This is a genomic window from Peptoniphilus sp. BV3C26, assembly GCF_000478985.1.
GTDB lineage: Bacteria > Bacillota > Clostridia > Tissierellales > Peptoniphilaceae > Peptoniphilus_B > Peptoniphilus_B koenoeneniae.
Genome location: NZ_AWXB01000069.1, coordinates 51,825 through 66,078 on the forward strand (window position 1 = coordinate 51,825; position 14,254 = coordinate 66,078).

The following is a 14,254-nucleotide window of genomic DNA, read 5'->3' on the forward strand; positions in this document are numbered from 1 at the left end:
TTTTTAAATTTCTTCAAGATTTATAATTCTTCTTCTCTTATTCAAAATAGATTTTTTCTCTTCTATTTCTGCTTTCAAACTTAAAATATCAGCTTTACTTGTGTTTTCATCTTCTAAAAGCTCAATTAATCTTCCTTGTTTTTCAATAATTTCTGATTTCAAAAAGCTTGTAGGTTGAAGTTCATTAATAAGGTTTTCTTTATCTTCATCAATTGTTTTTTCTATCTCTTCTCTTATTTTTTTACTTTCTTCCTCTATTTTTTTAAGTCTTTGTTTAATTTTATCTGTCCTATATTTAACTTCAGGGTAAGCATTTATAAAACGTCTGTATAAAATATTTTTATTGCTTGCCAAAACTTTCATTTCTTTACGTATATCTTCAGTATTGTCAGCCTCTGACCCTTCAATATTCGTTTTTATAAGTTTCATTACAAAGTATGAAATTATAAAATCACTTGTAAAAATTAAAACTATAATAAGAGAAATTATTTCACGGTTTTTTAAAGAAAACTTATAAAAAATATTTGTGAAAATTGGTCCTAAAATTTGAGCAATTATTAATCCTCCAAGGCCGAATAAAATTAAATTTCCTATCCAGATTCTTCCGTTTAAATTCATAGGTTTTTTACTGTAGTCCCACCATCTTGCATGATATTTTTTTTCCAAAAAATATGAAACAAAATATTCAACCAGGCCGCATATTAATATGGAAACTAAAAAAGTAAGTCCTATAGAATGTTCAAATTTATAAAGACTACTATTTATAAAAATAATCAGAACTGACCCTAAACCATATATAGGACAGTAAGGTCCAATTAAAAAACCCCTATTTACAAATCTATGAAATTGTATAAATTTTAAAGTTACTTCAATTGACCATCCTATAACTGAAAATATAAAAAATATAAAGATGTAGTCCATAAAGTTTTCTATAAAAAACATTTTTTTCTCCTTTATGAAAATAATTTTAATAAATATAAACTTATAAGTCAAAATTTCAAATTAATAGAAAGTTATTTAAAAAAATTAGTTATTTAAAATTATTAAATTTGTTTTTTTAAAAAAATATTTAATAAAATAACCTTATTTATTAATTTTTGTTATAATATTAAATCGAGGTGAAATTTATGACAAAATTAGGAATAATTGGTGCTGGAGCAGTTGGTTTTGCTGTTGGATATACAGCTGCAAGAATGGGAATTGTTTCAGACATCAAATATAATGACATAATTGAAATAAAAGCAAAAGCACAAGCTATGGATATTGAAGATGCATCTGCATATTATCCCCACCCTGTTAAAATGAGCTATGGCTCCTATAAAGATATGGCTGATAGAGATATTATTGTTACTGCTACAGGAGACCTGGGTGGAGTTAAAGACAGACTTGAAGAATATGTAAAATTTAAAGATGCTACAAGAGATTATGTAAAAGAAATTGTTGATGCAGGTTTTAAAGGTATCTTTATTGTTGTTGGAAATCCTTGTGATTTAATGGCTGATCTTGTTTATAGGACAAGTGGCTTTCCAAAAAATAGAGTTATAGGTTCAGGTACCGCTCTTGATACTGTAAGACTTAATACAAGCCTTTCAAAGGTATTAAATGTTGATCCTTCTGCTATAAGAGGAGTTATTTTAGGTGAACATGGTGAAAGTCAATTTGTTGCTTGGTCAAATATTTTTGTAAATAATTTAAAACTTGAAAAATATTTAGAACAAAATCCTGCAAACTTTTCAAGAGACGCTGTAGAAAATCTTGTAAGAGAAAGAGCTTGGAGAGTTATTGACGGAAAACAACACACCCAATGTGGAATAGGAAGTGCCGTTTGCTCAATGATCGATTCAATAGTAAATGACAGAAAAGAAATAATTTTAGTGTCAACTTTATTAAACGGTATGTATGGACTAAATGACATTTATCTTTCAACTCCATGTATAATTGGAAAAGATGGAATGGAAAAAGCTTTGGAACTTGAACTTACTCCTGATGAATTAGAAAAATTAAAACACTCTGAAGAAGTTTTGAAAGCAAACAGAAATAAATACAAATAAAAGAAAACCTCACATACTTGTGAGGTTTTTTTGTATTTTAAATTTAAAGATTTAAATCTTCCAAAGGACCTAAAGGAACTATCCCATTTGGATTTATTGAAGGATGAGACCTGTAATAATGATTTTTTATATGGTCAAAATTAACCGTTTCCTTTACTCCTTCCATATTATAAATTCTTTTTGTATATTCCCAAAGATTTTTATAATCTTTTAATTGTCTTATATTGCATTTAAAATTTCCAAAGTAAACAGGATCAAAACGAATTAAGCTTACAAAAAGCCTTATGTCAGATTCTGTAAATATATCACCAAATAAAAATTTTTTATTTTCTAATTTGTTTTCAAGAAAATCTAAAGTTTTAAAAAGTTTTTTTACTTCCTCCTCATAAACTTCTTGTTTTATTGCAAAACCCGCTTTATAAACTCCATTATTAACATTTTCATAAATAATTTCATTTATCTCATCTATTTTTTCTCTCAAGCTTTGCGGATAAAAATCTTTTTTATTTCCACCTATTTCATTAAAAGAAGAGTTGAACATCCTCATTATGTCTGAAGATTCATTATTTACAATGGTATTTTCCTTTAAATCATAAAGTAAAGGAACTGTAACTTTTCCAGTATAATTGTTATCAGCCTTAATATAAATATCTTTTAAATATTTTGCATTTATAAGAGGATCCTTTGTAGCACCTTTATAGTCATCAAAACTCCATCCATTTTGCCCCATAATAGGGCTTACAATAGCTAGTGATATAATATCATCAAGTCCCTTTAATTTTCTCATTATAAGAGCCCTTGAAGCCCATGGACATGCTAAAGAAACATATAGCAGATATCTATTTTTTTCAGGTTGAAACTTCGTTCCCTTCTTTATAAAATTTCTAAAAGAAGATTCCTTTCTTTTAAAAGAACCATCCTTATCTGCCAATACATTTTCTATTTGCCATTTTCCATTTACTAATTGTCCCATTAAACCTCCTTATTACAAAAAATCTAAAAAATAACTTGAACTAAAAACATATAAAAAGCCGTCCCTAAAAAAACACTTATAAGGGCATTTCCTTTAATCTTTTCTAAAAATACAACAAATAAAATTGCAAGTATTTCCGGTAAGCCGTGACTTCCAGCCAAGACATTTACATCTTTTAAGCAATAGATAACAAGCATAGCCATTATTGAATAAGGCAGAACTTTCCCTAAATATTCTACGGTCTTTGGAGTATTATTTTTGGAAAAAATTATAAAAGGCAAAGCTCTTAATAAAATTGTTAAAAGAGACATAATGGCAACTGCCGCAAAAAAATAAGATCTCTCCATTTATTTTTCCAACCTTTCTCTAAAAATTAAAAGAATAACTGCAATTATAAGCATTGTAGGTATCAAAAAATGATCCCTGCCAAAAATTAAAAGACAAGCTAAAGAGGTTGCAAAGCCTATAAAACTTGGCAAATAACTTTTTTTATTTTTCAGTTGATCTGTAACAATGGTTACAAAAAGAGCCGTCAAAGCAAAATCCATTCCCTTAGTATCAAATTTAATAAAAGTTCCAATCATCATACCCACAAAAGAACCTAAAATCCAATAAATATGGTTAAAAAGAGAAAGGAAAAAATAATATAAATGCCTGTCCTCTTTTGCGATTTTATTTTCAGCAACAACCAAAGAATAAGTTTCATCAGTAAGGGCAAATATCATATAAGGCTTTTTTAAACCTGCATTTTTATATTTATCAATAAGAGAAATTCCATAAAAGAGGTGTCTTGCATTAACAAGTAAAGTTGTAATTGCAACTGTACTCAGACTTACATGATTTACAAATAAATCTATAGCCACATATTGCATCGAACCTCCATAAATAAAAATACTCATTAAAAGTCCGCCTAAAAAATTAAAACCCTTTGAAATATAAATCATTCCAAACCCAGTTCCCAAAGCTAAATAGCCTGCAAATATAGGAATGGATGAAATAAAAGCTTGTTCTATAATCTTTTTTTATTAGTCATTTCAACCCACTTTTAAATTATTATAATTATTTTAACGTATATAGTTTATATGAAAAAGCCTTCTTAGTCCAACTTAAAACAAAAAAAGAATTCAGTAAAACTAAACTCTTTTTAACAATAATTTATAATTTTATTTTATTTCATCTCCATCAAGAGCTTTTAATCCAAATCTAAAAATAGAAATTAAAATGGAAATTATAGTAATAGTTTCATTTAAAACTCCGCCCCAAGATTTTACAATAAGATCATAAATTAAACTGCAAGGACAATTCACAAATAAATTTATAATTCTAAGTTTTTTTGCATTATTAGTCCAATAACCAATTGTTGTGGATATAGTTCCCACAGCAGGTAATATTCCCAAAGGACCATTCCAAGTTAAGATAACCGTTAAAATTGAAATTCCACATAAAATAAAAATCCAACCCCTCCAACGAATTATCTTAGATTCCTTAAACCTTATTAACATAAAATTTCTAAGGCTGCTTATAAAAAGATTTATAGCCCCACTATATGCCCCTAACAAAGCAAATTGTAAACTAAAAGTCAAACAACCTAAACTCTGCATAAAAAATAACAACTTATTTGTTTTTAGTTGATAAGAAATAAAGAAAAATAAAAGTCCCACAAAACCTATCATTTGTATAAAAATATGCATCAATAACTCTCCTAAAACCTTAAATAAAAATATACAATACACATTTTAACAAATTTTCCATGCTTTTTCTTGTAATAATTTCTCATAATATAAAATTAAAATTTTATACAATATTCATTAAAAATTTTTATTAAATTCATTTACAGATGGCAAATTTTTTATGCTTTTATTAAAATTCCAATAAAAAGAAACTGATATAATAATTATACTTGCAATTAAAATTGTATAAGAACTTCCAAAAAAATCTCCCAGAAATCCTCCCAATAAAGCTCCGAAAGGTGCCATTAAAGTAGATATTCCAATCATTGTTCCCATTGCGCTTCCAAGTTTATTTTTAGGAACCGTAATTTGAATCATAGTTTGAGCATAAACATTCACTATCCCAACTATAAACCAACCAAATCCATATAAAACAGCACTTGCTAATTGATTGTTTTGAAAATATGAAACACCTATCCATGATAAAGCTACTAATTCCATTCCGAAAATGTATAATTTTCCTAAAGAAAATTTTTTAAAAAAAGATAATCCTGAAAATAATGAGCCTGCTAAAACTCCTAAGCCCATGGCTCCCAACATAATCCCATAAAATACTTTATTTTTTGAAAAAGCCGGTAAAACTGCACTTATAGAAGTTGCAGAAAAATTTATAAAAACTATTCCCAGTGCTAAAGCAAATATTTTAGAATCTTTAAATAAACCCAAACCCTCTTTAAGTTGTATAAAATGTTCTTTTATAAAATTAGAATCTCTTAAATTTTTAGGACTTATATTATTTTCAGCAATTTTTTTAGACAAAAAACAAAATAAAAAACCTGTAATAACAAATGTAAGACTATCAGCAAAAAAAGCAAACATATAACCTAAGGATGCAATCATTATTCCGCTTAAAGTATCAAAAATAGCATTTGAACCTTGATATGCCATAGTCATAAATGAATTTGCACTTATCAATTCATCTTCAGATAAAATTTTCGGAAGTAATGAAATTTGACCTGGGTAAACCAACTGATTTATAAGTGAAACAATAGGCATAATAAACATAATATGGTAAATGTTAAGCCTTTCAAAATAATATAAAAGAGGTATCGGTAAAATTAAAACTGCCTGAATAAATTGACTTTTTATTAAAAACTTTTTCATATTAATTTTATCTAAAATCGGACTAAGTATTAGTTGAACAATTGCCGTTGATGAAGTTAAAAAAAGAGTTATACCAGAATATAAAGTTGATCCTGACATTTCATAAACTAAAAGTGCTGCTGCAATGGAATATATACTATCTCCAAAATTAGTTATTAATCTTCCTAACAATAAAATATATAAATCTTTGTTTCTAATCATTTTTAACATGCTCCTTTTGTTTAACGTTTTGTTTTATTTGACAGTCTTGCGTTTTTTTGCCGGTAAGTTTGAATCTTACCGGCAATTTAATCAACTTTATAAATTTGTACTTGAAAACTTTCTTTATCTAATTTTTCGCAATTATACTTTTTAATTAAATTCTTTAGCTCTTTATTAAATTCATCGTAATCTTTTGCATCTATTTTAAAATTAAATATATTTTTTTCTAAATTTTTATTAAATATTTCACTATTAGGTATAAAAGCTTTTGCAACAGGAAGAAAATATTTTTGTGTAATTCCATTTATAAGCTCAGTATCTACAACCTCTATAATTCCATTTTCTTCTAAAATTTTTAAATGGTAGTGAATTTTTGAACGACTTACTCCCATTTTATCGGACAAATCTTGAGCAGTTTTAGGAGTTAAACCTAAATTCATAATTATATTAAGTCTTATAGGATCACTAACTACATTTATTTCTTCAAGAGAATTTAAAACATGGACATCTTTCAAAAAAAAATCATCTCCTTTAATTAAAAATATCTTAACTTAAAAAAAATAGATTGTCAAATTTTTTTTAACGTTAAATTTATTATTTTATAAAAGTAAAAGACCCTATTTTTTACTAGGGTCTTTTGTCAAATTATTTATTAAATTTATTTTCTTGAAAATGAATTATTTTTATAAAATTTTTTCTTTAATATTTCTGCAACTAAGGCATAAATAAATGATATTCCAAACATTGATAATATCACCTTAATTGGAAGTGCTATTAGGCCAAGATATGAATTAATAGGACTATATATTATTGCAATTAAGCACAAACTCACGCATATTATTGCAAAAATTAATTTTTTACTTGGTTTGCTCTTTGTGACAGGTCTTGCTGTTCTAACTATTAGCATAACTACCATGGCAGAAATGACAGATTCTAACATCCAGCCAGTTTGGAAAAGCCTCTCATCTGATTTAAATATTGATATCAACACAAAAAATGTTAAGTAGTCAAATAAAGATGATATTATTCCAAAAACCACCATAAATCTTTTTATAAATTTCATATCCCATTTTACCGGATTTTTTAACCAGTCTTCATCAACAGAGTCTGAGGCAATTTGCAAAGAAGGAAAATCTGTAAATAAATTTGTAAGTAGGATTTGTTTTGGTAAAAGCGGTAAAAACTTTAAGAATATACTTGCACCTGCCATGGAAAACATATTTCCAAAATTAGCACTAGTTGCAACAAATATATACTTCAAAGTGTTTATAAAAGTTCTTCTACCTTCTTTTATTCCAGATAACAATACCTTTAAACTATTTTGCAATAGAACAATAGAAGCTGCATCCTTTGCCGTATCAGCTGCTGTGTCAACGGATATGCCAACATCTGCTTCCTTTATAGCTGGTGCATCGTTTATGCCATCGCCCATATAGCCTACTACCTCTCCAGCTTCTTTGTAGGCTCTAATTATTTTTTCCTTTTGATTTGGACTTATTTCAGCAAAAATATCAATGTCTAAAACTTTTTTATTTAGTTGACTTATAGAATATGAACTTAAATCTTGACCAAGCAAAATTTTTTCTGGATTAAGACCTATTTGACTGCCAATATTTTTAGCAATTTCTTCATTGTCCCCTGTTATCATTTTTAAAGAGACACCTAGGTTATTCATTTGGCTTATTACATCTTTTATATCTTCCTTTAAGGGATCAATAAATAGTAAGAATCCTTTAAAAATCATGCCTATAGCCTTTTCCTTTTGAAAGTCAGAGTCGTCACTTAAAATTTTATAAGAAAGGCCTAAAACTCTGTAACCCTTACTTGAAAACTCATCAAATAAATCAAATATTTGACTTTTTATTTCACTAATGTTTCCAATAGAATTGTCAGACTTTTCATAAGAATCACATATATTTACAATGCTTTCAAAAGCACCCTTTGTAATCATAAAATTTTTATTTGAAAAATCAGAGCCAGTCTTTACTATTACACTTAAAATTTTATTTTCAAAGGAGTAGGGGATTTCAAAAAGCTTTTTATAAGAAGAAAAATCATCTTTGTTTGAACTTAAAATAGCCTCATCAATTGGATTAGAGTAGCCTTCTTGAAAATATGAATTAATCGCCGCAAATTTATTTAAGTCCTCAGATTTTTCACCCTTAAAATTTAAGGCTCTATCAAGCTTGACCTTACCCTTTGTTATTGTTCCTGTTTTATCAGAACACATAATTGTCATAGACCCAAAATTTTCAATTGAATTTAATTTTTTTACTATTACACCTTCCTCAGACATTCTCTTAGCCCCTTGTGACAAATTCACACTAATTATAGCTGGCAACATTTGAGGGGTTAAGCCAACAGAAAGAGCCAAGGCAAACATAAATGATTCTAAAAAGGACTTATTTAAAACAATATTAAATATAAATATTAAACCAATTAGAAGAGTTGTAACATGTAAAATTAAATTGCCGAAATCCTTTATGCCCTTTTCAAAATCTGTATCAGAATCCTTTTGGCTGAGAGATGAAGTAATTTTACCAAACTCAGTATCTTTAGCTAAGTTAACAATAATTGCCTTGCCAGAGCCACTAATAACATGAGTGCCCATCCAGAGAGAATTTTTTCTTTCAGAAAGACTTGTATTGGCAGGTATTTTTGTTGTCAGCTTTTCCACAGGAAAAGTCTCACCAGTTAAACTTGACTCATCAGTAGAGAGAGAATTATCCTCAATAAGCAGACAATCAGCAGGTATCATGTCGCCTGTTTTAACTTTAATAATATCTCCAACAGTCAAATTTCCATTATCCAGTTCTTGAAATTTTCCATCTCTTAAAACAGAAGATGTAACACTTACAGAAGAAAGGAGTTTTTTTTACAGCGTCCTTTGCCTTGCTTTCATGAAGATAGCTTAAAAAAGAAGAAATTAAAATTATAATTAAAATAATAACGCCATCAGAATAATCCTTTAAAAATATAGATAAGATTGCGGCAAAAATAAGTATCATAGTTATTGGACTTTTAAATTGAGACAAAAAAATCATAAATTTAGAAGTAGATTTCTTTTCCTCAAAAACATTTTTACCATATTTTTCAATTCTATCCTCAGCTTCTTTAGTTGACAAACCATTTTCACTTGAATTTAATTGTTTTAAAATAGCATCCTTATCATAGGACCAAAAATCTTTCATACTTGCCTCCTATTTACTTAAATATATTCCAAGAAAAAATAAAGAGCAATAGAAAATATAAAAAATACCAGAGTTCATTTAAATCTACTCTGGTATCTGTTTGAATTTACAAAACAACAAAAAATCAAGATGAATTAACTATTGTTGCACTATTGATACTCTCGAATTTTATATTAATCCATTCAAGCTGTTCATAAGCAATTTTTTTATTCCCATTCTTCTTTTCCAAAAGTCCGATATATCTCAAACCATTCAAAATACTATATTCTATTTTTAGAGTACCACTAAATTCACCTAATTATAGGACGTTTTCAAATTTTTAGTCCCATCCCAGTCTCACAAGCTGGGTCTCAAACTCTCTCTATTTGGATATAATTTAATTCTTGATTTTTAAACACATAAAGTATCGGTTTGCACACTCTTATTTGAATATCGTTAAAAGTTTTTAAATTTAAAAAAACCTGTACCATAACTTGGCGCAGGTATAATTATTTTTATATTAGATTTATTTGTCGTGATGTAATCATCAATGCAAAAACATTCTTTCCATTCTAGCTAATTCAGTTTCCACATATTGTTTTGCTTCTTTTGCCATATCAAAATGAACATATTTGTTATGAGCTGGAGGATTTCTAAACATTTCTACTTTTTCTCTAGAATACCATTCATCAAATCTTTTATTCTCATACTCATTAATTCCATAAGGTGTTAATAGTAGTTTTATATTCTTTTCTAATTCCTTTGACAGTTTTGAATCATATTTTAAAATCCTAAATAGATATCTTAGGTTGCCAAACATAAGCCCAGAGTCATTATTCTTTATAATATCATTAAACATTTTTGTTAATATATCACATTTTTTTGTGCCGTGAGATAAATTAAGAAGTTCATCCAATCCCTCTTTCCCCAAAGAATTTAATAAAGGTTTAACTATCCTCTCATTCGATTCATTCTCTATGATTCTATAGTATGACATAGCTATCATACCCGCATCATTATTTTTATAATTACTTTCAATGGCCATATCATATAAAATGCAAGCTGCATCATATTCCTTTTTGCCATTATCGCTAAGTCCATCTCTAACAATTTTCCTTGTTTTATCTTTTTCAATGTCTTCATGTTTAATATTTAGAAAATCAAAAAGATTGTAGAATTTTTCTTCAAATTCCTTATCTTTTCCTATTGCGTCTAAGTAAGCCATAAGAATAAGGGTCTTCATTTCCTCTTGTACTAAAGGATCCATGCTTTTAAAGTTCTTAAAAACTGTGTTATAAATTTTTTCATAAATTACCTCGCTGATATTTAGCTTGCAAAAATATTTAAAAAATTTAATTTGATCTTCTATAAAAAATTCTTCCATCCCTTCATAGGCTTTAATGTATAAGTCTTTTCTATCATTATTATCCATATGAGAATTAAAAAAGGCATCCAGTTCTTTTTTAATTTCTAATGGTGCAAATTGAAATACATTTTTCTTATCCATAAGATAATTATAAAGTTTTTCATCATAAGAGTTAGATATATTACTAATTATAGAAATATCATCAAATTCTAAAAGCCAAGATGTTAAATATTCAAACATCAATAAATAGAATTCGTTCTTTTCTCTGGTAGGATATACCTGGTCTTTATAACAATGAATCTTGTCTTCAAATTTATGATATATTTTTTCAACATCTTTTAATCCCGTTACATAATCATCTACTTTATCAAGATCTAAATGATTCCCAAGCATTAATAGCGTATAAGTAATATTATATTCATTAAATGCAGGTATGTCCTCTAATAGCTTCTCAACTTCTTTTACATGACCAAGCATTGCATGAGAGTGGATTAAATAGTATGGATCAATCATAGGGTTTACACGTCTTCCTATGAGATTAATGATCCTTTCATATTCTTCTCTGGCAAAGTAATTTTTTACTAAAATAAACTCTGTATTATCTTGTATATATCTCTCAGTAGAATGCACCAGTATTAGTGCCTCTGTAACATCTTTAGAATAAATTCTACTTACATCATAGATTTCAGCCCGGGTTAAAATATCATCATTATCTAATTGAGCCCAATCTTTTTCATATGATTTATTGTCAAAATATTTTATTCTTCTTAATAATTCATTTAACTCAATAAAATGATAGGTTCTTAATGCTTCAATAACTGTGCCCAACTGCTTGTTAAATTCATATTCACTATTCTGATTACATTTATTTTTAAGGTCTTCAAACCCTTTCATATAAAAGTAAGCTACAATATCACCTAATCCAATTTGTGAAAGATACTCATTGTGATAGTTTAAATAAGTAGTAACATTAAAAAATTCATTCTTATAAACCATGTCCTTTAATAAATCAAAGGAATTACCCTCTTGTTCAACAAAGTTTAAAATATAAAGAAACCTTTCACATATTTTAATTAAATCAGGTGAACCACTTGCCGCTTTTTCAAAAAACTTTACATACTTATCCCCATAACCTTCTAAAGTTAATAAACGCATCATTTCATTAAAACTCATGTTTATGATTAGCTTTTTTTCACTCATATTCCTTCTCCAAATTTTTAATCAGTTTATAATATATATTTTATCATATAAGTTGTAAAATTTATAAATTCATATAGAATTAGCTACAAAGTAATGCCACTCGTATGCTTTTTTAATTGAACTACCATACAAAACAAAAGAAATTATTATGCTTTTATACTATTACTTTTTAATATTTTTTTGAATTTATAACATACTATTAACTCTTTTCTGAACTTTCCTATAATCATATCCAGCATTAGCTAATCTCCATTTTCTTCTTCTCCATTACCCCAATCACTTCTAATTACTTTTCTTTATAATTGGTCGATTGTCTTTCCAACGGGATATACTATCCTGCCATTAACATCGAATACTTTTAAACCAAATCTATCGGCACATCTTTTGGCATTATCTAAATTCTTAAATGCCCCTTTCTATCTTTTGGAATCAGATTAATTAATAATCTAATTTAGAAGAATCTATATAATAATTAACAATCCAGATTTTTTAAAATAAAATATGTACGCAAAAAGACCGCAGCCTAAGACTACGGTCTTATTTTTTTTGTCCAAATGAAAACCACTTGGAACTATTATTCAATTTATTCTTTTTAACAAATGTTCCCATTTTAATCCCGGTTACAGTTTTTAATCTTCTATAACCATTGATTTTACAAGTTTTTTTGTTTTTTTGCTATTATTCCCACTCAATAATTACCATAACATATTTGTTTCTTTAATTCTGTATTAGTATCTTTTTAATTTCTATTTTTGGCTATTTTTATACCTGTTTTTTGCAGTTTTAGAGTTTTTTAGTATCAAAACAGTATCAATAGTGATACTACAATATGAATGATTTTCTTTGGACAAATATTATTCATCCAACATCAATTTGCCCTTTTTCGCTTTATCTTTTAGACGTTTCATTTGTTCTTTTTCTATTTGTTGAATGCTTTTCTCCGGAACAGGCAAATCTTCCGGCATAGTTCCGCCTATTTTTTCAATAGCACTTCTCACTTCTTTTCCTACTGAGTAGTGAACTTTTGTTGCTGCTTCTGCACCTTCAACTTTATCTTTCCTCAGCTTTTCTTCCGTCTGTGAAATTCTAAATAGATTAACAATCAATTCAGTGCTTCCCATATAATCCAAAATCTTTTGTCTTGCGGTTAAGCCTTTTCTGTCATGTATATCTTCTACATCTAACCCACCATACAAACCCATATAGCCTGCGTTCTGAAATATCGCAAATTCTTCGTTTGTGATGACCCCCGCATCATGTGCTGTTTCTACCAAAAGCTGATTCCATTGTTTTATATCACCACGAACTACGAGCCTTCTTCTATCTTCATCAAGTTGATTAAAATGGTCTGCAATTTCCTGTCTATATGTTTGTATAGCAAAATAGGTTTGTCCAAGTGCAATCACTTCTTTTCTCGGATCGCCGTTTTGCACAATCAAATAGCAAGCATATCTCGTAAGTTCATAATCTTTAATAGACTTGCTTGTAGCACCAGCTTCCACGATTTTGCTGACCTCAGCAAAATCGTATGCTACATCGTGTCCACTATTCTCACAGGCAATCATCGCTCTATCAATTACCTTTTGAAAATTTCTCCACTGAGAATAATCAAGTACATCAGCAAGTTCTCTTGCACTCCAATACTCGCTTCCGTCTTTTCTAACATATTTAATATTTTCAAATTGCCTATATTCTTTTGCTTTTAAATTTGGCATAAGCTTACCTCTCGTTATATTTTATGATAGCCAATTTATGTATCAGCTACTTTTCTTTATCTCTATATTTTTCAATAAGGTTCCCTTGTAAGTCTTTCCATTCTACCCATCCATTATTAGATTTGCCAATGACTATCCACCCGGCACTTGATGGATTCATACATACAATATCTTCTTGTAATATATTATCTTTTATCTTCGCATTTCTTCTAATAGAAGGTACATAACCTTTGCCAGTGTTACCACAAAAACTTCCTTTCAACACCGTGAATACTCCATCTTTAACTATGGCTTTCCCATTTACTTTCCCAAAACCTTTTATGTTACGATTTAATACATACTCTCCATCTGGAACAAATCCAACCTCAGTTTTAAGTTTTATTTCTTCTGTGGATTCTTTGAATACTTCTTTTTTACTTTTATCTTTAGGATAAATTTGTTTACCGTCTAAAGAAGATAATAAGGATTTTGCCACCTCTATATCTAACGCAAACAGTTCAGTACCTACAATTCTACTTTTGCTAAAGATGTCATGAATAAGTTTTTCTTTCTCATCATATCCATCTACTTCTATAGCAAACTCCCTTTTTAGTCCTGTTATATTCGCATATCCATTGCTTTCTAAAAATCTCATTCTATTTTCAAATTGCTCATTTCCTGTCTTGCCAATCTTGATAAGACCAGAAACGACTGTAGTCATTAAATATATTATTCCTTTTGCCATAATTTATCCTCTTTCACCAT

The 14,254-nt window shown here is 28.2% G+C and carries 11 protein-coding genes and 1 pseudogene; 1 reads left to right on the forward strand and 11 read right to left on the reverse strand.

Features of this window, described 5'->3' with window-relative positions:
• Positions 1-3 precede the first annotated feature (3 nt).
• Complete coding sequence (locus HMPREF1253_RS09215; protein ID WP_023056544.1) at positions 4-942, reverse strand: hypothetical protein; 939 nt, start codon at positions 940-942, stop codon at positions 4-6.
• Positions 943-1,127: 185 nt separating this feature from the next.
• Between HMPREF1253_RS09215 and HMPREF1253_RS09220 the strand changes: the two genes are divergently transcribed.
• Positions 1,128-2,051 carry a lactate dehydrogenase gene (locus HMPREF1253_RS09220; RefSeq protein ID WP_023056464.1) on the forward strand — a complete coding sequence of 308 codons (924 nt, stop codon included), beginning with the start codon at positions 1,128-1,130 and terminating at the stop codon, positions 2,049-2,051.
• Positions 2,052-2,094: 43 nt separating this feature from the next.
• Here the strand turns inward: HMPREF1253_RS09220 and HMPREF1253_RS09225 are convergent, their stop codons facing one another.
• The 10 genes and pseudogenes from HMPREF1253_RS09225 to HMPREF1253_RS09270 form a co-directional block, all read right to left on the reverse strand.
• A complete protein-coding gene (locus HMPREF1253_RS09225) occupies positions 2,095-3,024 on the reverse strand; it encodes a glutathione S-transferase family protein (RefSeq protein ID WP_023056477.1) in 930 nt (309 codons plus the stop codon).
• Positions 3,025-3,047: 23 nt separating this feature from the next.
• On the reverse strand, positions 3,048-3,371 hold the full coding sequence (locus HMPREF1253_RS09230) for a branched-chain amino acid transporter permease (RefSeq protein WP_023056496.1): 324 nt from the start codon (positions 3,369-3,371) through the stop codon (positions 3,048-3,050).
• Complete coding sequence (locus tag HMPREF1253_RS09235; protein ID WP_036740020.1) at positions 3,372-4,040, reverse strand: AzlC family ABC transporter permease; 669 nt, start codon at positions 4,038-4,040, stop codon at positions 3,372-3,374.
• Between the two features lie 147 nt (positions 4,041-4,187).
• On the reverse strand, positions 4,188-4,715 hold the full coding sequence (locus HMPREF1253_RS09240) for a YgjV family protein (RefSeq protein WP_023056467.1): 528 nt from the start codon (positions 4,713-4,715) through the stop codon (positions 4,188-4,190).
• A 117-nt stretch (positions 4,716-4,832) separates the two neighbouring features.
• Positions 4,833-6,068 (reverse strand): MFS transporter, encoded by a 1,236-nt coding sequence (locus tag HMPREF1253_RS09245; protein ID WP_023056562.1) that lies wholly within the window; start codon positions 6,066-6,068, stop codon positions 4,833-4,835.
• A 77-nt stretch (positions 6,069-6,145) separates the two neighbouring features.
• Positions 6,146-6,574, reverse strand: a complete 429-nt coding sequence (locus tag HMPREF1253_RS09250) for a winged helix-turn-helix domain-containing protein (RefSeq protein ID WP_023056495.1) — start codon at positions 6,572-6,574, stop codon at positions 6,146-6,148.
• Positions 6,575-6,717: 143 nt separating this feature from the next.
• Positions 6,718-9,250: pseudogene (gene mgtA, locus HMPREF1253_RS09255) on the reverse strand (magnesium-translocating P-type ATPase).
• 526 nt (positions 9,251-9,776) lie between these two features.
• Positions 9,777-11,795 (reverse strand): hypothetical protein, encoded by a 2,019-nt coding sequence (locus tag HMPREF1253_RS09260; RefSeq protein WP_023056524.1) that lies wholly within the window; start codon positions 11,793-11,795, stop codon positions 9,777-9,779.
• 854 nt (positions 11,796-12,649) lie between these two features.
• Positions 12,650-13,510 carry a DNA damage-inducible protein D gene (dinD, locus tag HMPREF1253_RS09265; RefSeq protein WP_023056541.1) on the reverse strand — a complete coding sequence of 287 codons (861 nt, stop codon included), beginning with the start codon at positions 13,508-13,510 and terminating at the stop codon, positions 12,650-12,652.
• A 46-nt stretch (positions 13,511-13,556) separates the two neighbouring features.
• A complete protein-coding gene (locus HMPREF1253_RS09270; RefSeq protein WP_023056512.1) occupies positions 13,557-14,234 on the reverse strand; it encodes a GIY-YIG nuclease family protein in 678 nt (225 codons plus the stop codon).
• Positions 14,235-14,254: the final 20 nt, after the last annotated feature.